Here is a 21,573-nt window from a genome sequence, read left to right as displayed (position 1 = left end):
GCCATGGCACGGCAACCACGGCGTGACGCGGACTTAGACGTCTTCGCCGGCGTGGCGCGTGGAGAGCGGGAGGTAAGAGTTACCCAGGGTGGGGGAAGGCTTACACGGAGCCCGCCGGCGCCGGGTCAACGCGGGCGTCTGGCCAGCTCGTCCGCCAAAAGGTACGCCTTGTCGGCCAGGGTGAAGGCACGCTGGACGTCCTGCGCTTGGAGCGCCTCGCGCGCCTTGTCGAGGAAGCTCTGGACGGTCTGCAGGCTGTCCTGCTGACCGGACGCGAGCTTCGCCTGATCGATCTGGCGCAGACGCTGCTCGGCGCCGTCGATGCGCTGCTGGGTCTCGGCGCGGAGCCTCTGCTCATCCACTGCGCTCAGCACGGGCGAGAGCACAGGCGGCGGCGCGTCAGCGGGGACCGGAGGCGGCGCAGGCGCCGGCGTGCCGGGACGCGGCGGCGCCGCGTGCGGTGGGCTCGATGTCGGCGGGGGCGCGGCTCGCCTCGCGCGCTCCTCCGGCTGCTCGGCCCCGGCGGGCGGGGTCGAAGGCGCGAACCAGCTCTTGATCGTCGCGCAGCCCGTAAGGCCCAGGCACGCCGCGACAACGAGCAGCGCGAGTCTCATCGCGCTCCCCTCAATGGCAGCCGGACCGTCATGGTCGTGCCCCGGCCGAGCTCGCTCCGCACGTCGATCGAGCCGTCGTGCATCTGCACGATGCGGTAGACGACCGAGAGCCCGATGCCGGTGCCGTCGGGCCTGGTCGTGTAATACAGCGTGAAGATGCGCTCGACGTCGTCGGGCGCGATGCCCACGCCCTCGTCCGTCACCTCGAGGCAGAGCGTGGTGCCCTCGACCCGGGCCCCGACCGTGACGAAGCCGCCGCGCGGCATGGCCTGGCAGGCGTTCTGGATGAGGTTGAGCAAGGCCTGCCGGAGAAGCTCTTCGTCGGCCTCGATGGTGGGCAGCCCCGGCGCCACCTCGACGGCAAAGCGGATCCCCTGGCTCTGCCACTCGGCCTCGACGAGCACCACGGCGCTCTGGACGAGCGTCGCGACCTCGATGGCCTTGAGCTCCAGCTCGTGCGGCCGCATGAAGCGCAGGAAACCCTGCACGACGCGGTCGAGACGCCGGATCTCGCTGCCGATCACCTCCAGGCTCTGCTGCACCTCCTGGGAAGGTGCGTCCAGCCGCTCCTTGAGAAGCTCGAGATGGATCATCATCGCGTTGAGCGGATTCTTGACCTCGTGGGCCACCCCCGAGGTCAGGCGGCCGAGCGCCGCCAGCCGCTGGGAGTAGCTCACGAGTGACTGGACGGTCACGTGGGCGCGCTCGGAGAGCATGGCCACGCGGGCCGGCTCGAGCTGCTGCCCCAGCCGTTGGAGGTCCGCGGACAGCTCCTGGAACTCGTCGTGCGCTACTCTGGACGGCGCGATCTCGAACTCGCCGCGGGCGAGCCGCCCGACCTCCCGCGTCAGCGAGCGCAGGGGCTTCAGCATCAGCCGCGCGAGGGCCCAGGCCACGAGCCACGCCAGCGGCAGGGCCAGCGCGGCCAGCGTCAGGCTCTGGCGCAGGGCCGAGTTGAGCTCGCGCCTGAGGAGCGTCGTGCTGAGTCCCAGCCGAATGCTCCCGAAGGGCTCGCCGTTCAGGTTCATCGGCAGCACGACCTCGTACGTCTGCCCGGCGCGATAGAGGGTGAGAAAGCGCGAGGCGGCGTTCTCCTTCAGGAGCGCGTCGAGGCTTGGGTAGACCGGCGCCACGGTCCCCTCCCGCGGCCGCTCCGTGTGCACGATGACCCGCCCGGCGCGGTCGGCGATCAGCACGTACAGCAGGTGTGGCGAGTAGCCGACGCTGGCATCAAGGAAGCCGCGGAGCTCGCCGTCCCGCCGCAGCAATTCATTCGGGGCCCGCCGCGACCCCCGCAGGATCGAGCGGCTGCTCTGGGCGTAGATCTGCCGCGCCACGAGCTGGACCTGGCGCCCCGCCTCCTCCACTATCACGCGGGTGAGCTGGGCGAGGTGCACAGCCGTGGTCACCGCCACCAGGGTCAGCGCGACCAGGCTGACCGCGACCGCTTCCTTGAAGCGGATCCCCAGCCGGAGCCTCATGGGCCGCCGTACGCCTTGAGCTTGTTATGCAGCGTCTTGAGGCTGATACCCAGAACCTGAGCGGCCCGCGTCTTGTTGTTGTCCTGGGCGGCAAGCGTGCGCAGGATCAGCTGCTTTTCCGCTTCATCCAGGCTCGTCCCGATGGGCACGGCCAAGTCGTTCCCGGACACCGCCGAGGGATGCTCGGGGAGCGGGGCGGCCGCCCGCGGGCTGGCGCTGCCGGACGGATCAGCCAGGTGCCTGAGGCCGATCCGCCCCTCGCCGCAGACGATGACCGCCCGCTCGAGGGTGTTCCTCAGCTCGCGCACGTTGCCGGGCCACGGGGCCGCCTCGAGCGCCGCCTGCGCCGCCTGGTCGACGCCGCCGATGCGCCTGTCGTACTTGGCGTTGAACTCCTCGACGAAGGCCTGGATGAGGAGCGGGATGTCCTCGCGCCGGTCGCGGAGCGGCGGCAGCGCAAGGCTGACCACGTTCAGGCGGTAGTACAGGTCCTCGCGAAGCGTGCCATCTCGCAGCGCCTTTTGTGGGTCCTTGTTCGTGGCCGCCAGCACGCGCACGTCCATCTTGACCTCGGCGCGGCCGCCCAGGCGCCTGACCACGCTGGTCTCGAGGATCCGAAGGAACTTGGCCTGCATCGCCGGGTTCATCTCGGCGATCTCGTCGAGGAAGAGCGTCCCCTGGTGCGCGAGCTCGAAGCAGCCGGCCCGGCGCTCGAGCGCGCCCGTGAAGGCGCCCTTCTCATGGCCGAAGATCTCGCTCTCGAGGAGCGTCTCGGGAATGGCCGCGCAGTTGACCGCGACGAATGGCGCCTGCGCCCGCGGCGACAGCTCGTGGATGGTCCGCGCCACCAGCTCCTTGCCCGTGCCGCTCTCCCCCGAGATCAGGACCGGCGCCGGCGTGGGCGCCGCCATCTCGATCATCCGGTAGAGCGCCTGCATCGCGGGCCCGGTGCCCACCAGCCGCCCCATACCCATGACTTGGCGGAGCTGACGGCGCAGGAGCGCGACCTCGCGCAGGGCCTCGCTGCTGGAGGCGGCCTTGGGAATGAGCAGCTTGAGGCGCGCCACCTCCACGGGCTTGGTCAGGTAGTCGTAGGCGCCGTCCTTCATGGCGGCCACGGCGGTCTCGATACTGCCCTGCCCTGTTAAAAGGATGACGGCGGCAAAGGGCGCTTCCTCGCGCAGCGCCTTGAGGAGAGCGTGGCCGTCGAGACGGGGCATGACGAGGTCGGTGATGACCACTGACGGCAGGCCGGCGACGGCCTTTTCGAGGGCTTCCTGCCCGTCGGCGGCTTCCTCGACGGCGTAGCCCCAGCCCGAGAGGAGAGACACCAGCCCCCTCCGCGCGGCGGTCTCGTCATCAACTACCAGTATCTTGAGGCTCATGGGATTTATCTCGCCCCCAAAGGTGCGGTGACACCCCGAGTGCAGTCGAACCGCTTACATAGGCTGTGCCAAACCGGGATGGCAGTCAAGTGCAGGCAACCGCGGGAACCAGGCTCGCGGAGGCCTCCACCGGTCTCGCAGCCGCGGGCGTCGAGTAACGCTTACACGGCCCCGCGTAAAGATTACGCGGTCGCCGGCCGCGACGTGCCCGCCATCGACCCTCTCGACGGCGAAAGCCTGCGGTCCAGTGCTGGCGCATATGTTGCATTCCGAGCGGACGACCTCAATCGTCCTCAACCCTGGAGAAGGAGGTCAGAATGCTGCAGATGACAAGGATCGCCGTGCTGCTACCTGCCGTGCTCATGGTCGTCTCAGGCTGCGCGAGTCGGGACTGGGTCCGCGATCTCATGGGCAAGAAGGAAGCCGAGATCGGCGAGCGGATGGACGGGCTCAGCGGGCAGATCAAGACCACCGAGACGAATCTCGGCGAGACTACCCGGCTCACGCGCGACGCCGGTGAGCGCGCCGACGGCGCCATGGCCAAGGCCGGCGGCGTGGACAGCCGCCTCACGCGCCTCTGGTCGAACCGCTACAACCAGAAGACGGTGGACACAGTCGAGATCTACTTCGGGTTCGACCAGGCCGACCTCTCCGACGGGGCCCAGACCGCCCTCCTCACCGTAGTCAAGGAGCTGGAAGCGAGCCCGACGCTCGTGGTCAAGCTCGGCGGCTTCACCGACCCCAAGGGCACCAAGAGCTACAACTACACGCTCGCCCAGCGCCGTGTCGAGGCCGTCCGCCGCTTCCTCGCGGACAAGGGCGTGCAGCTCTCTCGCGTGCAGGCCATCGGCATGGGCCCGCTCGGCGACCGCGGCACTCCCGACGAGAAGAAGCGCCGGGTGACCGTCACGCTGATGACCGACGTTGAGTAGCAGCGCGCTGGCGTCGGGCGCCGGCATGCGCGAGAACCCGTGAGCGTCGAGAACGACAGGTGACGTAGGGGTCCCACTCAGGGCGGGCGCGGTACCTCTTCACACCGCGCCCGCCGTCCCTCCCGCCATCACGGCGGCGTCACGGGGCGAGGTCTATGTCAGCGCGTGTGGCATCCCATCCGCGATTCGATCGTGATCACATCTTCCTTTTCTCGTCTACTTCGCGCTCAGCTGAATCGCTGAAGAGCCGCGTGAAGAACGTCTTCACGCTGTGACCGAAGGACACCGCGCCGTCGCGGACATTGTTCCATGCGCTCTTGGCGGCCGGCTTGGCGGCCTCGCCGGCCTCCTTGATCTTCTCCCCCGCGACCTCGGCGCCGCCAACGACCGTCTTGCCAACGCCCTTGGCGGTATCCACTACGCCCTCGCCGACCTGCTTGGCTCCGCTCTCGACCTGCTTGGCGCCCTGCTTCACCTTCGAGTCATCGGCCGCCCGAGCCAGCTCCGCCCCGAGCAGTCCCAGCATCAACAGCACGGAGGCGAAACTTGCCAGCATCTTCAGCATCGCGCATCCCTCCTTGGTCCTATGAGCCGGCCGCCGCAGGGTGCGTGACCATCACGAGGCTCGCAAGGTTGTCAGAAGCCGTGTCCACCAGCTCGACGACGACGAAGTCTCCGATCCTGAGATCCGTCGCGTGGATCGGCGTCGTGGTGAACGTGTCGGTCAGATCCCTGAACATCTCGTTGCGCTCGGACAGGACGAACTGCGTGTCGGTGGTGATGCGGATCTTGAGCATACGCCGCTGCCCATTGATCCAATACTCCTCGAGGGTCAAGGTGCCGGCGGAAGCATCCACCACCAGCACGGTGCCGGCGTGGCGGACGCCGGCCGGCGAGGCCGCCGGGAACAGCCAGACGAGACTCGCCAGGGAGAGCGTGATCAGGACGAAGCGCAGTGGCGCTCGACTAAGCATGGTTGGCTCCTTTCACGACCGCGGCATCCGGGCCCCCTGCTGCGAGCCTGCCGGGACGCTGAACTCGGCTTGGTTGGCTCGGAGCCTGCGGGCGAGCTCCTGGTACGAGCCGGTCCGCATGATCCGGTCGAACTGGGTCCGGTAGTTGGCGATCAGGCTGACCCCCTCGACGAAGACGTCGTAGACCAGCCAGCGGTCGCCGTGCCGGAGAAGACGGTACTCGATCGGAATCTCGGTGCCCTGCTTCGTGATGAACTTGGTCTTGACGGTCGCCAGCTCGCCCTCGATGGAGTCGCCCGTGTAGACGATCGGCTCCCCACTGTATCGCTCGATCTTCACGAGGTAGGCCCGCTCGAGCAGATCGGTGAAGAGGGACACGAACTCGCGCTGCTCGGCGGCGCTCAAGTTCTGCCAGTGACGGCCGAGCGCGCGCTTGGCGGTTTCCGGGAAGTCGAAGATGGACTCAGCTTCCTTGCGGATCGCGGCCCGGCGCTCGGCCGCCATGGAGTCCGGCTTGAGCCTCGGGTCCCGGAGGATCCGGATCACCTGGTCGACAGGGGCCTTGAGCTGGTCTGTCGGCGCTCCGGCCGACGCCGGCGGCGGGAAGAGGCACGCGCAGGCGAGCGGAAGCAGGGCCACGACGACTCGGATGAGTCGGACCGATCGGGTCAGGTCAACTCGTGATAGGGCCACGTTATATCCCCATGATCTGGACGTGCATCTGCCGTGGGCGCGGGCCGTCCCATTCCGCGAGGATGATGGCCTGGGACCCGGCCAGCAGAAGCTCGCTGTCCGTGACGCCGACGGCGACTCCGTGCCCCAGGATGGTCGCGCGCAAGTGCGCCGCGGCGTTGCCCCGCTCGCAGTCCGAGAGTCGCGGATCGTTATGCTTGTATGGAGCGTCGTCATCCACCAGGCGGCCGATCAGCCGCACCAGGTGGTCGACCAGCTCGGGCCGGGGCTCGTCGATGACCACCGCGCAGGTCGTGTGCAGGCAGTTGGCGATGACGAGCCCGTTCGACACGCCGGCGCCGTGGAGGGCGCCCCGCACCTGGGGCGTCACGTCGATCGCCTGCCGGTGCGTCGCGCTGGAGACCGCGAAGGTCTGCCGCACGACCTTCAACCCGCCCCGCCGGTCCACGATGGTCGCTGTCACGGCGTCGTCCCCCCCTCCGGCTTTGCGAGTGCGCGGGCCAACACGCTCTTGAGGCGCCCGACGTCTACCGGCTTCGCGAGATACGCGTAGGCTCCCTGCTGCCTCGCGCGCAAGAGCGTGTCAAGGCCCCCCTGCCCTGTCAGGACGATGACGGGCATCCCGGGTCTCTCGATTCGGAGCGCGCCCAGGAGCTCGAGCCCGTCCATCATGGGCATGACCACGTCCATGATGACCGCCTTGGGCTTGGCCGCCGAGATCTTCTGCAGTGCAACCCGTCCGTCCGAGGCGGTCTCTACCTCATATCCCCAGTTCGCTAGCAGCACGCGCAGTCCCTCCAGTGAGGAGGGGTCGTCATCCGCGACTAAGATCCGCTGGGCCATGTGCCTGGGCCACGACGGCTCTGGACCGAGGCCGCTCTCAGGCGGCCCGCCCGAGGCGCGCCGGTGTGACAGCAATCCGGTCCTGGAGACAACAGCTCTTGCCGATGCTGTCGGCTTCCCGGAGGACCAGGGTGATGGCAGCCTGCCGGAGCGCCGGCCGCGGGACTGAGCCGCTGAGCTCGATCATCACGGGGCCGCGTCGCCACAGGGGGCATCCGGACGGTGGGCGTCAGGGGCAGACCGGACAGCGACGGCTCGACCATCAACGCGTCGGAGATTTTCGCCTGGAGCACAACCGCCTCCTCCTTCCGCTTTCGGCTCCGGTCGTAGAGCTTCACCGCGCTCCACACGATCAGCACAAGCAGAACCACGGCCGCGACCGGCATGAGGCCCGCGTCGACGGCGCCGACGTCTGGCGTCGAGCCCGGCGTCATTGCCGCGAAAGGCGCCGCGCCGAGGGATTGCTGCGCTCGCATCCGCAGGCCGGGGCCCGGAAGTCTCGAGAAGAAGAACTGCACGATCGGTCTCATCGTGGCCACCTCCTGGACGACACCTTGATGCATCGCCTTGGTGCATCGGCCGTGCCACCCTACAGCCAGGGGCCTCAACGCGGAACACAATCATTCATTCAAGCCCGCATCTGGCCGATGGGCGCCCGAGCACGCGCCCCCCCCGATCCGGTCACTCCTTCCGAGGGCGGGTAAAGTTTGCACGGCGCCCGCCGGATCAACTCCCGGCCGTCTCAGCGGCCTCGCACCGCCAGCGCCGAGCTTTGTTCTGAAGGGTCTTGGGGGTCGTGCCGAGAATCGCGGCGGCGCGCGTCTTGTTGTTCTTCACGGATTCCAGCGTTCTCTGGATGAGCTCGCGCTCGCCCTGCTCGGGCGTCGTGCCCAGCGGTAAGATGACCGCGTCGGTCGAAGCGGGCTTCGTCGTGGGGGTGAGGCGAACGGCAGGCTCTCGGACGTGATCAAATCCCCCACGCTGCCGACCACGGCGCGCTCGATGATATTCCGCAGCTCGCGGACGTTCCCGGGCCAGCCATGCTCGCGCAAACGTGCCAGGGTGGCGTCGTCCACGGGCTTCACCTGCCGCTTGTACTCCTCGTTGAATTCGGTGATGAAGGCGTCGATGAGGAGGTCGAGGTCCTCGAGGCGCCGCCGGAGCGGAGGCAGGGAGATATTGAGGACGTTGATTCGGTAGTACAGGTCCTCCCGCAGAGCCTTGTCCTGCACCGCCTGCGCGGCGTCCCGGTTCGTCGCCGCCACGACCCGGACGTCGACTGACAGCTCGCCCTTCGCGCCGAGGCGCCGGATGACGCCGTCCTGGAGCACGCGCAGGTATTTCGCTTGGAGCGCGAGGCTCATCTCCGTGATCTCGTCCAGGAAGATCGTGCCCGCGGTCGCCAGCTCGAAGTAGCCGGCCCGTCGCTCGAGCGCTCCCGTGAAGGCGCCCTTCTCGTGGCCGAACAGCTCACTCTCCAGGAGCGTCTCGGGAATCGCTGAACAGTTCACCGCCACGAAGGGGCCTTTTGCACGCGTGGACATCTCGTGAATCGTGCGGGCGACCAGCTCCTTGCCCGTGCCGGTCTCTCCGGAGATGAGGACCGGGGCCGAGCTCGCCGAGGCCAGCTCGATGAAGCGGTACACCTCCTGCATGGCAGGACTCGTCCCCAGCAGCGCGCCGAAGCCTCGGCTCTCCCTCAGCTGCCGCCTCAGCAAGGTCACTTCGCGAAGCACCGTGACCCGATCGACGGCTTTCTCCAGGAGCACGCGGAGGCGTTTCGGCTCCACGGGCTTGGTCAGATAGTCGTACGCGCCGTCCTTCATCGCCGCGACCGCGCTCTCGACGGTGGCGTGCCCCGTGAGGAAGATGACGACGGCGTCGGGCACCGTCTCCGCCAGTGGCTTCAGAAGAGTCATCCCGTCCATCCCCGGCATGACCATGTCGCCGATGACGACGCAGGGCTGGAACTCCGCCGCGCGGTCGAGGGCATCCTTTCCGTCGACGGCCACCTCAACGTCGTACCCCCACGTCGAAAGCAGCGACGCAAGTCCGGAGCGTGCGGCTTCCTCGTCGTCCGCGATGAGGATGCGATGCTTCATCTCGCCACCTCCCAGAGGCTTCGGAGCGTCGTTTCCTGGCGGAGGACGCCGTCCCCCGCCCCATCCGAAAGAGAGCAAACGATGTGCCCCGGGGGCGGCCCGGAGATGCCGTGCCGGCGCATTTGGCAACCCCGTCGGTGGGTTACGCGAAGTCACGCCCGGAAATCGACGCTGCGCCCGAGGCTGTTCGGGACAGGGGCACGGTCTGCCTGGAAATTCTTACCGTGCAAACTCGACACAGGGGCGCTTCTGTCCCGGCCGGTCGCGCGCGGAGCCGGCCTCTACGCCGTCATTTCGGCCGGGCACTCCGAATCCGCGAGATCGTGACGCTGGGGCACACAACTTGCAGCCGATCAATTACGTGCGTATCGGCGGACACACGCCGCGAAACTTCGAGAGGAGGTCATATGAACAGATCCACCTGTGATTGCGGAGCGCCGATCCTGCGCGCGGTCGAGGATCTCGGATGCATCGAGTGCGGACGCCCCTGCTGTCCCGTATGCGCGTACACGCTCGAGTCGGTCGAATACTGCGCCTTCTGCGCCGCCCAATTCCTCGAGCCCGCCGAGCCTCGGCCGGAGCAGCGCGGGATCGACATCAACCCGTGACTGGCCTCGCGCCGGAGCTGTTGCCTCCTCTGGCTGTGGCCGTCGCCGTGACGGCCGCGGCCCTCCCGGATACGCAGTCTGAGCAAGGACCTCATCGTGGTGCCCAACGCCAAGCTGGCTCAGAGCATCCTGACCAACTGCTCGTCCTCGACGGCACTACACGGGCACCCCGATTCCGGCGCCGCGCCCCGGGGGGGATGATCGGTCGCTCGTCACGGCCACGGGGGCGGCAGCTGCTTGAGCCTCGCGTCGAGGCGGTCGCCCTTCGTCCTGCTCCCCGGGCCGGAAGGCCCGGGGAGCATCGTCGAACCGCCTCTACGAGCGGGGCCGCTTCGGGATCCTGGCGCCGGCCCGCCTCGCCTCGCTCAGGCCGATCGCCACGGCCTGTTTCGGCGAGCGGACGCGGGCGCCCGATCTCGACCGGAGCCGGCCCCGTTTGTACTCACCGATAACCGCCTTCATCTTCCGCTCGACGATCCGATCGGTCCGGGTCGGCCCGGCGTGCCGCCTGCGGCTGCCGCGCGCTCGGGCCATCTACTTCCCTCCGGACGGCGCCGAGGGCGCAAGGCTGCTGCTCCGCGGCTCGTAGCTCAGATCGTTCCTCACGGCGCGGACGCCTGGCACGTCACTCAGAACCTCGGACGCCCGCGAGCTCAGCGCAAAGCTCTTCACCTCGCCCGTCAGCGTCACGATGCCGGAGTCGACGCGCGCGTTGATCTTCGCGGTCTTCAGCTGCCGATCCTCCTTCAACCGCTGCTCGACCATGCTCATGATCGCCTTGTCGTCTGTGTCGACCCTCGGGCGGTCCGCCGGCGGCACGACCTGGAGCTCGTTGCGCACGCTCTTGACGTGCTCAACGCGCTTCGCGATGTCGGATGCCGCCGCCTTGGCCTCCTCCGAATCGACCTTGCCTCGCAGCATGACCGTTCCGCTCTTGGTCTCGACGCTGATCTGACGCCCCTTGACCCGCTCGTCGGCGAAGAGGGCGATCTTGGTCTTGGAGGTCACCCAAGAATCGGTGACGTTCGTCTTGGCCTCTCGGGCCATGCTCTTGACCTTGCTGCCGGCCTCGTCGGCCTTCTGCTCCATCCGCTCGGTGGTGCTCGGCTTCTCGGTCGTGGTCTGCGCCTGCGTGTACGCCGGTGCGCCGACCAGCATCACCGCGGCCAGCCCCACACTCGTGACAGTCAGATAACGTATTGTCGTCGTCCTCCTTGGATTTCTCGCTTGACGTCCATCCGCGAACCTCTGCCCACGATGACGCAATGGGCGTGCCAATGGCGTTACGCGAGCTTGAGGGTCGAAATCCTCGGAAAGGACGGGGTTGACCGGCTCGTGCGGACCGCGACCCGGTCAGAACTTCTCGCACACCGCGTCACTCTTACACAGCCCGCAATCTTCGGCCGACAGCTGAGGGCGATCCCGCGGGATCCAGCTCGACCATCCAGTACGGCCGATGGCCCAGGGCCAGCTTCTCGAGCACCGGGATGCACACGTTGTAGACGGGAACGTCGCTCCGCGTCCGGCCCTCGAGGCGGCCGTGATGGGCGTGGCCGTGGAGTGCGACGGCGATCGGGTACCTCAGCAGCGGCTCCTCGAGACGGCTGGATCCGAGGAAAGGAAATACTTCGGGAGGCTCCCCCTCGACGGTCTCCCGAATCGGCGAATAGGGGAGAACGGCGACGCGCTGGGCGCTCGTGATCCGTGCGAGGGCCGATTCGAGCTTGAGCGATTCCTCGACCCCCTCACGCACGAATCGCTTGGTGACGTCCTCGCCCCAGGGCTGGAGCACCCGCTCCCCGAAGCCTCCGCCCAGGCCCTTGACGCCGGCGAAGCTAACACCGTCGATCTCGCACGCGTCTCCATCGAGCACCTTCACCCCGGCGTCACCGAGAATGCCCTTGACGTGGTCGGCCTGGTCCGATTCGTAATCGTCATTGCCGAGCACCGCGACGACGGGCGCCGGCTTGACCGCGCTCAGCTCTGCTACCACCACTCGCGCCTCGTCGTCCGCCAGCCCGTAGTCGGTCAGGTCCCCGCAGAGGACCAAGACGTCGGCGGCGGCACCCATGGCGGCGAACAGCGCCTCGAAGGCCCCGCGCGAGGTCTTCTTGCAGTGGACGTCACCGACCGCCGCCAGCCGCATCCTTGTCTCCCTTCTCCTTGCGGATCGCCGCCGTCCAGTGCGACACCTCCTCGGTCGTCATCGGACCGTTGGGTCCGACCCGCGCGTCCGCGTACCCCCAGCGAAACACACCGGCCAGGTACTGCTCCCGTGAGAGCAGCGTGCCCTGGCAGAGCCGCTGGCCTGACATGGGCCACCGCGACTCATCCTCCAGCAGACGGCAGAGCCCCAGCATGACGTCCGCCCGCACGCGCCCGCGCTCCCCGGGATACAGATGAAACCGAAGAGGGTGAGGTCGGAACCTGTCAACGAGAATGAGACAGTGAGTTCGTGAGTTTACTGTAGCGGCGGAGTCCTTCGGCTTTTTCATTCGCCACAGCGCACCGGAAGCGTGAACGTAAATGTCGAGCCGACGCCAACCTCGCTCTTGACCCCGATCCGCCCGCCGTGCAGCTCGACGAACTTCCGGCAGAGCGCCAGGCCGAGTCCCGTCCCTTCCGCTTTCTTGTCCGCTTTGCCGACCTGGCAAAACTCTTCAAAGACCGCGTCATGATGCTCGGGCGCGATGCCGATGCCTGTGTCGGTCACCGAGATCTCCGCCATGCCATCCGCAAGCGCAGCGCGGACCTCGATGCGGCCACCCTCTGGAGTGAACTTCACAGCGTTCGAGAGCACATTCAGTAGGACCTGCTTCACCTTGCGCTCGTCGGCTCGAATCTCGGCCACACGTTCGTCGACGTGACGCTCGAGCGCGATCCCGCGGCGCGCGGCGCGCTCGCGCATCAGGATCATGGCGTTGTCGATCGCCGTTGGCAGATCGAAGGCTGCGAGGTCAAGCTCCATCCGGCCCGCCTCGATTTTCGAGAGGTCGAGAATGTCGTTAATGAGCGACAAGAGGTGTTGGCCCGACGCCAGGATGTCGCGAAGGTACTCGGTCTGCTTCTCACTCGTCTCGCCGAACATCCCCTGCAGCAGCACGTCCGAAAATCCGATGATCGCGTTCAACGGTGTACGCAGTTCGTGGGCCATGCTCGCGAGGAATTCGGACTTGTGCTGGCTGGCGATTTCGAGCTGTCGACTCTTATCCTGGATCTCCCGAAACAACCGTGCGTTCTGGATCGCGAGTGCAGACTGCGTCGCGAACGTCCGCAGCAAGTCGACGGTCTCGGGCGAAAACGCTCCGGCAGCGTTGCGGCTGACGACGAGGCTGCCGATGAGCTGGCCTTCACGCACCATCGGTACCGCGAGCAGGCCACGGATGCCCGATTCGATGAGGTTGTCGCGCAAGCGACTCTCGTCTGCGCCGGCTGCGGAGATGTCCGCGCCCTGGACGGGCTCGAGCGTGATCGCGGTGCGGCCGACCAGGCCTTCGCCCTTGCGGATCCGCGTGGCGCGCCGCGCGAGCGCGAGCGCACCGCCCTGTTCTGTGGCGGCACGCTGCACGAACTCCTCCGTCGCCTCGTCGTATTCGAAGACCACGCCGCCATCGAGGCCGGACAGCTGCACCGCGCGCGAGACGATCGTCGTCAGCACTGTCTCGAGATCGAGCGTCGAGCTGACGGCGCGCCCGACTTCGCCGAGCGCGGTGAGCTGCTCGACGGAGCAGGCGAGCTCGCGCGTGCGCTGTTGCAGTTCGTTCAGCAGTCGGGCGTTCTCGATCGCGATGACGGCCTGGTCCGCGAAGGTCTTCAGCAGCTCGATGTCCTGGGGTGCGAACGGTCCCGGCTCCGCTCGGGTCACCGTGATCGCGCCGATCGGTTGACCGTCCTGGAGCATCGGCACCGCCAGGTTCGCGCGCCAGCCACGTGTCCCCGCCCGGGCTCGCATGCCGGCCCACATCTCGTCGGTTTCGACGTCCGTGATGAACTTGACCTCACGATCGAGGATCGCATCACCGGTTAACGTCGTCCCGCGTTCCGCGGACGTCGGAAAGAGCTCGCGCAACCCCTCAGCGGAGCCGGGCACGCCGCCGCTGATCGCGGCGGCGTGGAGCAGCTGACCGTCGAGGCGCACGACGAGCGCGCCCCAACCACGAAGCAAGCGCCGCGCGCTCTCCGCGATGGCATCGAACACGGGCTTCACGTCGGTGCCGGAGCGGCTGATCACGCGGAGGATTTCGCTCGTCGCGGTCTGCTGCTCCAGCGCCTCCGTCACCTCGGCGTTGCGCGCCTCCAGCTCCTTGAACAGGCGCACGTTCTCGATGGCGATGACGGCCTGGTCGGCAAAGGTCTTGAGGAGCTCAAGTTCGGCATCCGAAAACCGACCCGGCTCGCGTCGTGCCACGGTGATGGCGCCGACGGCCTCGCCCTCGCGCAGCATTGGGACCGTGACCTCGCTCCGGAATCCGAGCAGTCGTCCGCTTTGCCGCACGAACTCGATCGCCGAGGGATCCTCGATGTCCGGGATCTCGACAACCGACCGCGTCAGTATCGCGATCCCCGCCGTGGTTTCCATGTTCAGCGGCCGAGGGTACCGTGCCCGCATGGCCGCCAGCGCCTCGGGAGAGCTGCCATAGTTCGCGGGCTCGTACACCGTCCTGCCGTCGGTACGGAACACGGCGGCATTGGCCGCGTTGCAGAGTCGTACGGCGCTCTGCACGGTCGTGTCGAACACCAGCTGCGCGTCGGTGTGCGCGCTGCTCATCACGCGCAGGATCTCGCTCGTCGCCCTCTGCTGCTCGAGCGCCTCGGTCAACGCGCGATTCTTTCCTTGCAGGATCTCGCCTGTCACTTTCTCCCGCTCCAGGCTCTCCGCGAGGCACTTCTCAAGGTCGCGGACCCTAGAACCTTCGTTCTTCAGCGACTTGCGGGCGACAGGGGACTTGGCTTCGACCTTAGGCTTCGTGGGTTTTGCACCCCGACGCATCGGCTCCTCCTTGCTTCTCACGGGCCCTTACGACCGCGCCGCGATCGACGACAGGCTAGGCGAAGGCGCCTGCGTGGGCAAGCGGTGGGATGGCTGGGTATTCGTTGACTCCTGCGAGGGTTCCAGGATCTTGGGTCGGTTGATCCAGACTTCCGCAGGACGCGCCGGCGGGTGGGGCAGGCCGGCGGGGAAGCGTTCCGGATGCGCGGCGTAGGCCGTGGCGAGCACGATCGCTCGCGCCGCGACGCGCTGCTCCGCCACGCCGTGGTGCACGTCGGCGGGCGTGAGCAGGCCGAGGCCGGAGTGATGGTGCGCGGTGTTGTACCACGGGAAGAAGACGTGGCAGTGGGCCCGGGCATCCTGGATCGCGCCGAAGCGCGTCGGGAACGCCGGGCGGTACTTCAGCGTCTTGAACTGGGCCTCCGAGAACGGGTTGTCGTTGGAGACATGCGGCCGCGCATGGGTCTTGGTTACGCCGAGATCGGCCAGCAAGAGGGCCACGGGCTTGGAAGTCATGGCGGGCCCCCGGTCGGCGTGGACCGTCAGCTGCTCGCGGCCGATGCCCTGGCGGGCGCAGGTCTCACGAATGAACTGCTCGGCCAGCGTCGCGCTCTCGCGATGGGCCACCATCCAGCCCACCACGTACCGGCTGAAGACGTCGAGCATGACGTACAGGTAGAAGTAGGTCCACTTCGCCGGCCCCAGCAGCTTCGTGATGTCCCAGCTCCACAGCTCGTTGGGCCGGCGGGCCGGCAGCTCCGGGGCCGCGTAGCGAGGATGCCGGAGTTGCCGGCGCCGCTCACGCACCTCCTGGTGCGCCGCCAGCACGCGATACATCGTGCGCTCCGAGCAGACGTACTGCCCGGCGTCCAGCAGCGTGGCATAGACCTCCGCCGGGGCGAGATCCACGAAGCGCGGCTCATGCAGCACGGCGAGGACCGCGCCGCGCTCGCCCGGACTGAGCGCGCGGGGCGAGGGACGCCGCGGCGGCGGGGCGCTCTGGGGCCGCCGCCGCCGGTAGTAGGTCGCGCGCGGCAGCCCGAGCGCCGCGCACGTCGGCGCGAGACCGAGCCGGGGCCCGATCTCGGCGACCGTCGCCATCACGAGGGCTCGGTAGTCAGCGGCGTTCCCAGCAATGCCGCGACTTGTTTTTGCAGTTCGACCAGGGCCTCAGCCCGCTCGGCGCGCTTCCGCCACCGGGTGCTCTCTCGCTCCAGTTCGGTGATCCGCTGGTCGCGCGGATCGGGGACCCGCGGCACGGGCCCGCGCTTCTTCGGTGCCGCCGCCAGCTCTCCTCGCTCCCGCGCCGCGCGCCACGTCGTCAGGTGGGACGAGTACAACCCCTCCCGCCGCAACAACGCCCCGTCCGCGCCCGACGTCTTGCAGGCGTCGGCCTCCCGGACGATCTTCCGCTTGTACTCCACCGTGAACCGCCGCCTCGTCGCCTTCGCCACCACCTCGATCGCCGGTCCACCAAGGGCCTGCTCCAATGCGCTCATCGCTCTCCAATCCTGACTCACCCTCGACACTAAACTTCCCGGGGGACGCTGTCTCACTCATATTGGCAGAGAGGGGTACAGCTGATACCGGCCTTCCGGATACGTGACAGTGTTCGGCGCGCCAACCGTGGCAGTCACCACCGGCTCGGGCTGAACCGCACAGCCCGCCAGCAGCGCGACGGTTATGGCGAGCGGGACCAGGAAGCGGCGCGTGCATCGAATTGGGGTGCGCATGCTGGTTTCCTCCTCTATATATTCGGTGTCGCGGCGCTGATGTCGCCAAGCGCCGACTTCGGATCGCGCGCCAGCGCGAGATCGCCGAGGGACAGGATGCCGACGAGCCTTCCGTCATCGTCCAGGACCGGGAGGCGCCGGACCGCCTTCGCGCGGACGAGCCTGACCGCGTCGCCGATGCCGTTTCCCTCGGACACTGTGACCAGCTCCCGGCTGCAGACATCACCCACGCGTACGCTCGAGGGATCGTCCCCGGTCGCCAGCACGCGCACGACGATGTCGCGATCGGTGAGGATGCCGCAGAGCCGGCCCTCCTCGAGAACCACCACGTCTCCGAAGTCGCCCTCCCGCATGAGTGTCGCCGCGTCCATGACGGACGCCGTCACGTCCAGCGTTCGCGGGGGGCTGGTCATGATGTCCCCCACGTACTGCGCATCGTAGCGTTCCTGTCCAACCCGTCGAGCCATCACGGCCTCCTTCGGTTCTACGCCCTCAAGGTGATTGAGCTGGAGGCCGCGGGAGCTCGCTCTGCGCGGCCTCCAGCTCTCTATGCGTCCGGTCGCGCGGAGTCCGGACGCTTGTTTTCCGCTCGTGCAGCCTGTCACTTCTTCTCGTGGTCACCGTCCAGCCGCGGGTGGCCCATGTCGAGACCGCCGCCATTGCCGAACCACTGCTCCATGATGCGCTTGTACTCCTGCTCGGCCTTCTCCTTCGCGTAGCCGTACCGCTGCTGCAGCACACCGACGAGGCGCTCGGCCTGGCCGTCGATCTTGTCGAGGTCATCGTCCGTGAGCTTGCCCCACTGCTCCTTGACGAGGCCCTTCAGTTCCCGCCTCTTGCCCTGCAGGATGTCCTTGTTCATCAACGCCTCCCGTCTAGAGATGAGCTGCAGACGCATTGCCTCGCGGCAGCTATGAGGCCACGCGTGCCGGGCGGTCCCGGCTGTCCTTGAAGCGTCGCTCGACCGTCTCCCAGCCGACGTTCTCCAGGAATGCGTCGACGTACTTGCTCTTTTCTCCCATCGCGTAGTCGACCATCCAGGCGTGCTCGAACACGTCGAGGACGAGGATCGGAGTCAGTCCGGCAGGGTGGTTGACCTCGTGATCGCTCACCCACCAGTTGAACAGGCGGCCGGCCCACGGGTCGTGATAGAGGACGACCCAGCCGATACCTCGCATGGCCGCCGTCTTGGCGAAGTCCTCCCGCCAAGCCCGGAAGTCGCCCCAGCCGGTCACCAAGGCGTCGGTGAGCGCGCTCTTCGGTCTCAACGCGCGGTCCGCCGCCAGATTGCCGAAGTAGTATTCATGCAGCGCCATTCCGTTGAATTCAAATCCGAGCCGGCGCTTGAGCTCCGCCCAGTGCCGCGATCCCGTGTCCGCCCCCCGGAGCTCGTCGAGCAGCTCGTTCGTGTTCTTGACGTACGCTTCGTACAGCTGCCAATGCTGCTCGATCTGCCCGTCGGAGATGCCCGTCAACGACCGCGGCTTGAGACGCTCCTGTACCTTGTAGGTCATGGCTCTCTTGTCTCCCTCTCACGAGGTCGATAACGATGAGTCCGGTCCCAGCTCGACGCGGGTGAGGATGACCGGCATGTCGCTCGGCCAGTCGTTCAGCGCCTCCGGCGGAATGCTCGCCTTGTGGACGAGGACCGGCCCGGTGACGCCATCGAAGCCGTCAGCCACGACGCGCCCGCCGACCCTATCCAGGCGCACCGCCGGCGGCGCGTCTTGCAGCACCATATCCACCCACCACTTGTCGTCCGCATCCGAGTACTTCATGCCCCAGAGGCCCATAGCGGCCCGGTTCCTCGCTAGCTCTGGCTGCTCGCACGCAAGGCCTTGCGCTCGTCCCTGCCCAACGCGTCGATGAGCATCCGCAGGTCCTCGGCGTGCCCCTCTTCCGTGGCGAGGATCTCCTCGAGCCGGCGGCGCGTCGTCGGGTCGTCGTCACCGAGGTACTCGATCATCTCGCGGTAGGAGTCGACGGCAATCCGCTCGGCCACCAAGTCCTCTCGGATCATATCGACCAGATCCTCGCCCTCGACGTACTCCGAATGGCTCCGCGACAGGAGGCCATCGGGGTTCAAGTCGGGCGCCCCGCCGAGCTGCACGATCCGCTCGGCGATGAGATCGGCGTGACCCTGCTCGTCGTTGGCGTACTCGAGGAACTCAGCGGCCACCGCCTGGGCGTGGATGCCCGCCGCGATGTAGTAGTGGCGCTTGTACCGCAGGACGCACACGAGCTCCGTCGCGAGCGCTTCGTTGAGCAACCGCAGCACGGTCTCGCGGTCCGCGCGATAGCCTTCGGTGACCGCGCCTTCCTCCATATGACTGCGGGCCCGTTGACGAAGCTCCTTGATGTCCGTGAGAAATGGTCTGTCCATTGAGCGTTCTCCTCTCTCGTGGCGTGCCGTCGCCGATGCTTCGCAAGCTGCGAAGAGCGTGCCAATCCGCAGCCCGACAGCCACCGGAGCTAAGCAGTCGGAAACACAGCGAGCGGCCGCGTTTGGTCTCGCGGCGCGCGATCGAAAACGGGAAAAGCTACCGTGTAAGAAAAACCTGTCACACCGCCGCCGCTAGCCGGCGCTCTCAGGATCTCGAGCGGAACTATCCTTCAAAGCGAGATCCTCGGTGACGCGGAACTGACCGCTCTCCTCCCAGACCCGCTGTCACTTCGACTCGATCTCGCGGAAGGGATAGCGGTCTGCGCAGTCGTCGGTGGCCATATTCGCGCTAGTTTTCCCACACTTAGCGGGCGGGACGCAAGAAAGGCCCCCGGGGGCCGATCCGCCCCCGGGGGCCGCACTCCGGGCTACTTCTTCTTGAGCGTGAGGTTGATCGCCTTCGCGGCCTCGTCGGCCGTGGCGATGGACTCGGCGTGCTTGCCGGAGTCGTGAAGCACCTTCGCCTCAGCGGCGAGCGCCAGAGCCTTCTTCGACGCATCGTCGGTCTTGCCGGCGGTCGCGTCCTGGATCTGCTTGATCAGCAGCGGGCACTGGTTGGCCAGCGCCGTGCCGGCGACAGCCACCACCAGGGCAAGAGCCATCAGGATCTTCTTCATGTGTTCACCCCCTCTCGTGGAATGTCATGGATTCAAAGCGCTTCGTTGAGCAACCGCAGCACGGTCTCGCGGTCCGCGCGATAGCCTTCGGTGACCGCGCCTTCCTCTATATGACTGCGGGCCCGTCGACGCAGCTCCTTGATGTCCGTGAGAAATGGCTTGTCCATGGGGCGCTCTCCTCTCTCGCGGCGTGCCGTCGCCGATGCTTTGCAAGCTGCGAGGAGCGTGCCAATCCGCAGCCCGACAGCCACCTGAGCTAAGCAGTCGGAAACACAGCGAGCGGCCGCGTTTGGCCTCGCGGCGCGCGATCGAAAACGGAAAAAGCTACCGTGTAAGAAAAACTCGTCACACCGCCGCCGCTAGCCGGCGCTCTCGAGATCTCGAGCGGAACTATCCTTTAAATAGCTGGCAGGGGAGGCGAAGCCGGACCGCGCTAGGCGGCGCTGATCGCCCTGGCACGCCACTTGCGTCTCCTAAGGGGCCCAAGGAGGACAGAACGATGCTCTACTACGCACTCGCGGTTCTGCTCGTGGGTCTCATCGCCGGCGCCCTGGGTCTCTTCGGCGTTGCGGCGATAGCGTCCCAGATCTCCTGGATTCTGTTCCTGGTCGGCATCGTGATACTGGTCATCCATCTGGTCAGCGGTCGAGGAGTACGGGTGCCGTAGGTTTCCGCGAGGTGCGCTGGAGACAGTCGCGGCGTGCCGAGGCCCGTGACGCCGCGACCGTCCTTCTTACTTGCCGGGCCAAACCGAAATCCTGAAGGAGGCTCCCATGCGTTACCTGCATCGTGCTGGATGGCCGTCCGCTCTGGCTGTGCTCCTCGCGACCGGCTGCACGATCGCTCCGCCACCTGGGTCCCCGATACCGCCAGCGGCCGAGCTGCTCCCGGGGGATGGTCGCGTGTTCGCCTATGGGTACACGGTAGATGAGGTGCTGCAGAATCCGCAGGTGGGCGACAAGGTCCGTGATCTCTTCGGGGCCGACTGGGCGCCGGCGTCGCAGGGCGGCGGGCAGCTTTCTTCGGGCGCCGGCGCCTATTTCGGCGGCAGCGGACCGCTCCGCATGGTCCGCATCGGCGGAGTGGACTACATCGCCCTGACAGGCTGTGCGCCGAGCGCGTGCAACACGCATCGGGTCCTCGTGCTGATCCGTGACGGCGGATCAGAGCTCCTCGCCCGGCTCGACGAAGGCGGCTTCGCGCACTACTACGGATACGGCAGCGAAAACGTGACCCGGAACACCGCGCCCCTCATCGTGGACAGCGGGCTCCGCGCGCTGCGCCGCGGGGGCAGTCCCTATCCCGGCGTGAGCCCCTAACAGCCACACGAAGTCTGGTCCCCCGGGGCGAGTCCACCCCGGGGGCTCGGTGCAATCGGCGGCGCGCGGAGACCGGAGCGGCTGTTCTTGTGTAAGAACTACTCGGAAGTTCCTTCCACGCAATCCTGGACGAGTCTGTCGCCGTCGGCGTGTCCTCGATCTTTCAGGCATTTACGTCATGGCATAGGCCTTGCGGTTCCATCGCGCAGGGTAAGGAGGATCACGCTATGCGACGGAGAGTCTCGACGCGTCTTGGAGTCCTCGTGGGCATCCCGATCGTGATGACGGCCGCGCTCACGGGCCTGGTGTGGGCGGACGAGCCGGCGTCACCGCCGCCTGCCGCGAAGGCCGCCGTGTCAGGGGCCGGCGCCAGGACCAGTCACGTGTGAGAAGTCCAGCAGGCTCTGGTGGCCGCCGGCTACGATCCGGGTCCGATCGACGGGATCATGGGCCCGCGCACGAAGTCGGCCCTGCGGAAGTACATCGCCGTTCCCCCACCCCAAGTTCCGAGCCCCGCGGACCGGGCCCTCGCGCCCTTTAGGGCGAATGAGCAACGCGAGAGCCGGTGAGAGCCGCGAGCGCCGGGCATAGGAGGTCCCCATGGTCTTCGTATACGTTCTGATCGCGATCCTCGGCGCGGCGGCAATGGCGTTCGCCGTCCAGAATCCGGACCCTGTGACGGTAAGCTTCCTCAACTCGCGAACCGCGAGTCTGCCGCTGTCCCTGCTGCTCCTGCTGTCGGCCTTCGTGGGCGTCCTCTTCGCGTCGGTGAGCGGCTTCGCGCGGGAGATCGAGCTGAAGCGTAAGGTCCGACAGCTCGAGAAGCGGATCGTCGAGCT

General features: G+C 67.4%; 26 protein-coding genes and 3 pseudogenes. 6 read left to right on the top strand and 23 right to left on the bottom strand.

Annotation, left to right across the window (positions count from 1 at the left end):
• Positions 1-125: 125 nt before the first annotated feature.
• The 3 genes from Q7W02_15450 to Q7W02_15440 are packed head-to-tail and all read right to left on the bottom strand — an operon-like array spanning position 126 to position 3,480.
• Entirely contained in the window at positions 126-614 is a 489-nt protein-coding gene (locus tag Q7W02_15450) for a hypothetical protein (GenBank protein ID MDO8477561.1), read from the bottom strand.
• On the bottom strand, positions 611-2,095 hold the full coding sequence (locus tag Q7W02_15445; GenBank protein ID MDO8477560.1) for an ATP-binding protein: 1,485 nt from the start codon (positions 2,093-2,095) through the stop codon (positions 611-613). The genes Q7W02_15450 and Q7W02_15445 overlap by 4 nt, the downstream gene beginning before the upstream one ends.
• Positions 2,092-3,480, bottom strand: coding sequence for a sigma-54 dependent transcriptional regulator (locus Q7W02_15440; protein MDO8477559.1), 1,389 nt, complete (start codon positions 3,478-3,480; stop codon positions 2,092-2,094). Before Q7W02_15440 ends, Q7W02_15445 begins: the two co-directional genes overlap by 4 nt.
• Positions 3,481-3,797: 317 nt before the next feature.
• Here Q7W02_15440 and Q7W02_15435 point away from each other — a divergent pair, with 317 nt between their 5' ends.
• Positions 3,798-4,412 (top strand): OmpA family protein, encoded by a 615-nt coding sequence (locus Q7W02_15435; GenBank protein ID MDO8477558.1) that lies wholly within the window; start codon positions 3,798-3,800, stop codon positions 4,410-4,412.
• A gap of 196 nt (positions 4,413-4,608) precedes the next feature.
• Here Q7W02_15435 and Q7W02_15430 read toward each other — a convergent pair whose 3' ends face one another.
• From Q7W02_15430 to Q7W02_15400, 7 genes and pseudogenes are all read right to left on the bottom strand, one after another.
• Positions 4,609-4,977, bottom strand: coding sequence for a hypothetical protein (locus Q7W02_15430; protein ID MDO8477557.1), 369 nt, complete (start codon positions 4,975-4,977; stop codon positions 4,609-4,611).
• A 19-nt stretch (positions 4,978-4,996) separates the two neighbouring features.
• Positions 4,997-5,386 (bottom strand): hypothetical protein, encoded by a 390-nt coding sequence (locus tag Q7W02_15425; GenBank protein MDO8477556.1) that lies wholly within the window; start codon positions 5,384-5,386, stop codon positions 4,997-4,999.
• 12 nt (positions 5,387-5,398) lie between these two features.
• Positions 5,399-6,079, bottom strand: coding sequence for an ABC transporter substrate-binding protein (locus Q7W02_15420; protein MDO8477555.1), 681 nt, complete (start codon positions 6,077-6,079; stop codon positions 5,399-5,401).
• Position 6,080: 1 nt separating this feature from the next.
• The gene (locus Q7W02_15415) at positions 6,081-6,542 is read right to left on the bottom strand and encodes a secondary thiamine-phosphate synthase enzyme YjbQ (GenBank protein ID MDO8477554.1); all 462 of its coding nucleotides are present in this window, start codon (positions 6,540-6,542) and stop codon (positions 6,081-6,083) included.
• Entirely contained in the window at positions 6,539-6,922 is a 384-nt protein-coding gene (locus Q7W02_15410) for a response regulator (GenBank protein ID MDO8477553.1), read from the bottom strand. The genes Q7W02_15415 and Q7W02_15410 overlap by 4 nt, the downstream gene beginning before the upstream one ends.
• Positions 6,923-6,959: 37 nt before the next feature.
• Entirely contained in the window at positions 6,960-7,109 is a 150-nt protein-coding gene (locus tag Q7W02_15405; protein MDO8477552.1) for a hypothetical protein, read from the bottom strand.
• Between the two features lie 539 nt (positions 7,110-7,648).
• A pseudogene (locus tag Q7W02_15400) lies at positions 7,649-9,024 on the bottom strand (sigma-54 dependent transcriptional regulator).
• Between the two features lie 407 nt (positions 9,025-9,431).
• On the opposite strand from Q7W02_15400, the gene Q7W02_15395 reads away from it, so the two are divergent.
• Positions 9,432-9,632, top strand: coding sequence for a hypothetical protein (locus Q7W02_15395; GenBank protein MDO8477551.1), 201 nt, complete (start codon positions 9,432-9,434; stop codon positions 9,630-9,632).
• 315 nt (positions 9,633-9,947) lie between these two features.
• Here Q7W02_15395 and Q7W02_15390 read toward each other — a convergent pair whose 3' ends face one another.
• The 13 genes and pseudogenes from Q7W02_15390 to Q7W02_15330 all read right to left on the bottom strand — a co-directional run bounded on the left by Q7W02_15390 (position 9,948) and on the right by Q7W02_15330 (position 19,582).
• Positions 9,948-10,166 carry a DUF6496 domain-containing protein gene (locus Q7W02_15390; GenBank protein ID MDO8477550.1) on the bottom strand — a complete coding sequence of 73 codons (219 nt, stop codon included), beginning with the start codon at positions 10,164-10,166 and terminating at the stop codon, positions 9,948-9,950.
• Positions 10,167-10,790, bottom strand: coding sequence for a BON domain-containing protein (locus tag Q7W02_15385; GenBank protein ID MDO8477549.1), 624 nt, complete (start codon positions 10,788-10,790; stop codon positions 10,167-10,169).
• Between the two features lie 223 nt (positions 10,791-11,013).
• Entirely contained in the window at positions 11,014-11,778 is a 765-nt protein-coding gene (locus Q7W02_15380) for a metallophosphoesterase (GenBank protein ID MDO8477548.1), read from the bottom strand.
• Positions 11,756-12,007, bottom strand: coding sequence for a hypothetical protein (locus tag Q7W02_15375; protein MDO8477547.1), 252 nt, complete (start codon positions 12,005-12,007; stop codon positions 11,756-11,758). The genes Q7W02_15380 and Q7W02_15375 overlap by 23 nt, the downstream gene beginning before the upstream one ends.
• A 116-nt stretch (positions 12,008-12,123) precedes the next feature.
• Positions 12,124-14,643 carry a GAF domain-containing protein gene (locus Q7W02_15370; protein MDO8477546.1) on the bottom strand — a complete coding sequence of 840 codons (2,520 nt, stop codon included), beginning with the start codon at positions 14,641-14,643 and terminating at the stop codon, positions 12,124-12,126.
• An 84-nt stretch (positions 14,644-14,727) separates the two neighbouring features.
• Positions 14,728-16,121 (bottom strand): annotated as a pseudogene (locus Q7W02_15365) (IS3 family transposase).
• Positions 16,122-16,369: 248 nt separating this feature from the next.
• Positions 16,370-16,822 carry a CBS domain-containing protein gene (locus tag Q7W02_15360; GenBank protein MDO8477545.1) on the bottom strand — a complete coding sequence of 151 codons (453 nt, stop codon included), beginning with the start codon at positions 16,820-16,822 and terminating at the stop codon, positions 16,370-16,372.
• A 134-nt stretch (positions 16,823-16,956) separates the two neighbouring features.
• On the bottom strand, positions 16,957-17,217 hold the full coding sequence (locus Q7W02_15355) for a CsbD family protein (protein ID MDO8477544.1): 261 nt from the start codon (positions 17,215-17,217) through the stop codon (positions 16,957-16,959).
• Between the two features lie 49 nt (positions 17,218-17,266).
• Entirely contained in the window at positions 17,267-17,869 is a 603-nt protein-coding gene (locus Q7W02_15350) for a Fe-Mn family superoxide dismutase (protein ID MDO8477543.1), read from the bottom strand.
• An 18-nt stretch (positions 17,870-17,887) separates the two neighbouring features.
• Positions 17,888-18,148 carry a hypothetical protein gene (locus Q7W02_15345; protein ID MDO8477542.1) on the bottom strand — a complete coding sequence of 87 codons (261 nt, stop codon included), beginning with the start codon at positions 18,146-18,148 and terminating at the stop codon, positions 17,888-17,890.
• A gap of 17 nt (positions 18,149-18,165) precedes the next feature.
• Positions 18,166-18,738, bottom strand: a complete 573-nt coding sequence (locus Q7W02_15340; GenBank protein ID MDO8477541.1) for a ferritin-like domain-containing protein — start codon at positions 18,736-18,738, stop codon at positions 18,166-18,168.
• Positions 18,739-19,166: 428 nt separating this feature from the next.
• On the bottom strand, positions 19,167-19,415 hold the full coding sequence (locus tag Q7W02_15335) for a hypothetical protein (GenBank protein MDO8477540.1): 249 nt from the start codon (positions 19,413-19,415) through the stop codon (positions 19,167-19,169).
• A 35-nt stretch (positions 19,416-19,450) separates the two neighbouring features.
• A pseudogene (locus tag Q7W02_15330) lies at positions 19,451-19,582 on the bottom strand (bacterioferritin).
• A gap of 332 nt (positions 19,583-19,914) precedes the next feature.
• Here Q7W02_15330 and Q7W02_15325 point away from each other — a divergent pair.
• From Q7W02_15325 to Q7W02_15310, 4 genes are all read left to right on the top strand, one after another.
• Entirely contained in the window at positions 19,915-20,082 is a 168-nt protein-coding gene (locus Q7W02_15325; GenBank protein MDO8477539.1) for a DUF1328 domain-containing protein, read from the top strand.
• Between the two features lie 235 nt (positions 20,083-20,317).
• A complete protein-coding gene (locus Q7W02_15320) occupies positions 20,318-20,734 on the top strand; it encodes a hypothetical protein (GenBank protein ID MDO8477538.1) in 417 nt (138 codons plus the stop codon).
• A gap of 227 nt (positions 20,735-20,961) precedes the next feature.
• The gene (locus Q7W02_15315; GenBank protein ID MDO8477537.1) at positions 20,962-21,123 is read left to right on the top strand and encodes a hypothetical protein; all 162 of its coding nucleotides are present in this window, start codon (positions 20,962-20,964) and stop codon (positions 21,121-21,123) included.
• A 211-nt stretch (positions 21,124-21,334) separates the two neighbouring features.
• Positions 21,335-21,573: lipopolysaccharide assembly protein LapA domain-containing protein (locus tag Q7W02_15310; GenBank protein ID MDO8477536.1), on the top strand; the 239-nt coding region annotated here is incomplete at its 3' end.

It is taken from the genome of Candidatus Rokuibacteriota bacterium (assembly GCA_030647435.1).
Taxonomy (GTDB): domain Bacteria; phylum Methylomirabilota; class Methylomirabilia; order Rokubacteriales; family CSP1-6; genus AR37.
This window is presented reverse-complemented; position numbering and strand designations above follow the sequence as displayed.

Excerpts from the sequence above, each read along its gene's own strand:
- Q7W02_15450 (MDO8477561.1), bottom strand. The coding sequence starts at position 614 with ATGAGACTCGCGCTGCTCGTTGTCGCGGCGTGCCTGGGCCTTACGGGC.
- Q7W02_15445 (MDO8477560.1), bottom strand. The coding sequence starts at position 2,095 with ATGAGGCTCCGGCTGGGGATCCGCTTCAAGGAAGCGGTCGCGGTCAGC.
- Q7W02_15440 (MDO8477559.1), bottom strand. The coding sequence starts at position 3,480 with ATGAGCCTCAAGATACTGGTAGTTGATGACGAGACCGCCGCGCGGAGG.
- Q7W02_15435 (MDO8477558.1), top strand. The coding sequence starts at position 3,798 with ATGCTGCAGATGACAAGGATCGCCGTGCTGCTACCTGCCGTGCTCATG.
- Q7W02_15430 (MDO8477557.1), bottom strand. The coding sequence starts at position 4,977 with ATGCTGAAGATGCTGGCAAGTTTCGCCTCCGTGCTGTTGATGCTGGGA.
- Q7W02_15425 (MDO8477556.1), bottom strand. The coding sequence starts at position 5,386 with ATGCTTAGTCGAGCGCCACTGCGCTTCGTCCTGATCACGCTCTCCCTG.
- Q7W02_15410 (MDO8477553.1), bottom strand. The coding sequence starts at position 6,922 with ATGGCCCAGCGGATCTTAGTCGCGGATGACGACCCCTCCTCACTGGAG.
- Q7W02_15405 (MDO8477552.1), bottom strand. The coding sequence starts at position 7,109 with ATGATCGAGCTCAGCGGCTCAGTCCCGCGGCCGGCGCTCCGGCAGGCT.
- Q7W02_15395 (MDO8477551.1), top strand. The coding sequence starts at position 9,432 with ATGAACAGATCCACCTGTGATTGCGGAGCGCCGATCCTGCGCGCGGTC.
- Q7W02_15390 (MDO8477550.1), bottom strand. The coding sequence starts at position 10,166 with ATGGCCCGAGCGCGCGGCAGCCGCAGGCGGCACGCCGGGCCGACCCGG.
- Q7W02_15385 (MDO8477549.1), bottom strand. The coding sequence starts at position 10,790 with ATGCTGGTCGGCGCACCGGCGTACACGCAGGCGCAGACCACGACCGAG.
- Q7W02_15380 (MDO8477548.1), bottom strand. The coding sequence starts at position 11,778 with ATGCGGCTGGCGGCGGTCGGTGACGTCCACTGCAAGAAGACCTCGCGC.
- Q7W02_15360 (MDO8477545.1), bottom strand. The coding sequence starts at position 16,822 with ATGGCTCGACGGGTTGGACAGGAACGCTACGATGCGCAGTACGTGGGG.
- Q7W02_15355 (MDO8477544.1), bottom strand. The coding sequence starts at position 17,217 with ATGAACAAGGACATCCTGCAGGGCAAGAGGCGGGAACTGAAGGGCCTC.
- Q7W02_15350 (MDO8477543.1), bottom strand. The coding sequence starts at position 17,869 with ATGACCTACAAGGTACAGGAGCGTCTCAAGCCGCGGTCGTTGACGGGC.
- Q7W02_15345 (MDO8477542.1), bottom strand. The coding sequence starts at position 18,148 with ATGGGCCTCTGGGGCATGAAGTACTCGGATGCGGACGACAAGTGGTGG.
- Q7W02_15340 (MDO8477541.1), bottom strand. The coding sequence starts at position 18,738 with ATGGACAGACCATTTCTCACGGACATCAAGGAGCTTCGTCAACGGGCC.
- Q7W02_15335 (MDO8477540.1), bottom strand. The coding sequence starts at position 19,415 with ATGAAGAAGATCCTGATGGCTCTTGCCCTGGTGGTGGCTGTCGCCGGC.
- Q7W02_15325 (MDO8477539.1), top strand. The coding sequence starts at position 19,915 with ATGCTCTACTACGCACTCGCGGTTCTGCTCGTGGGTCTCATCGCCGGC.
- Q7W02_15315 (MDO8477537.1), top strand. The coding sequence starts at position 20,962 with ATGCGACGGAGAGTCTCGACGCGTCTTGGAGTCCTCGTGGGCATCCCG.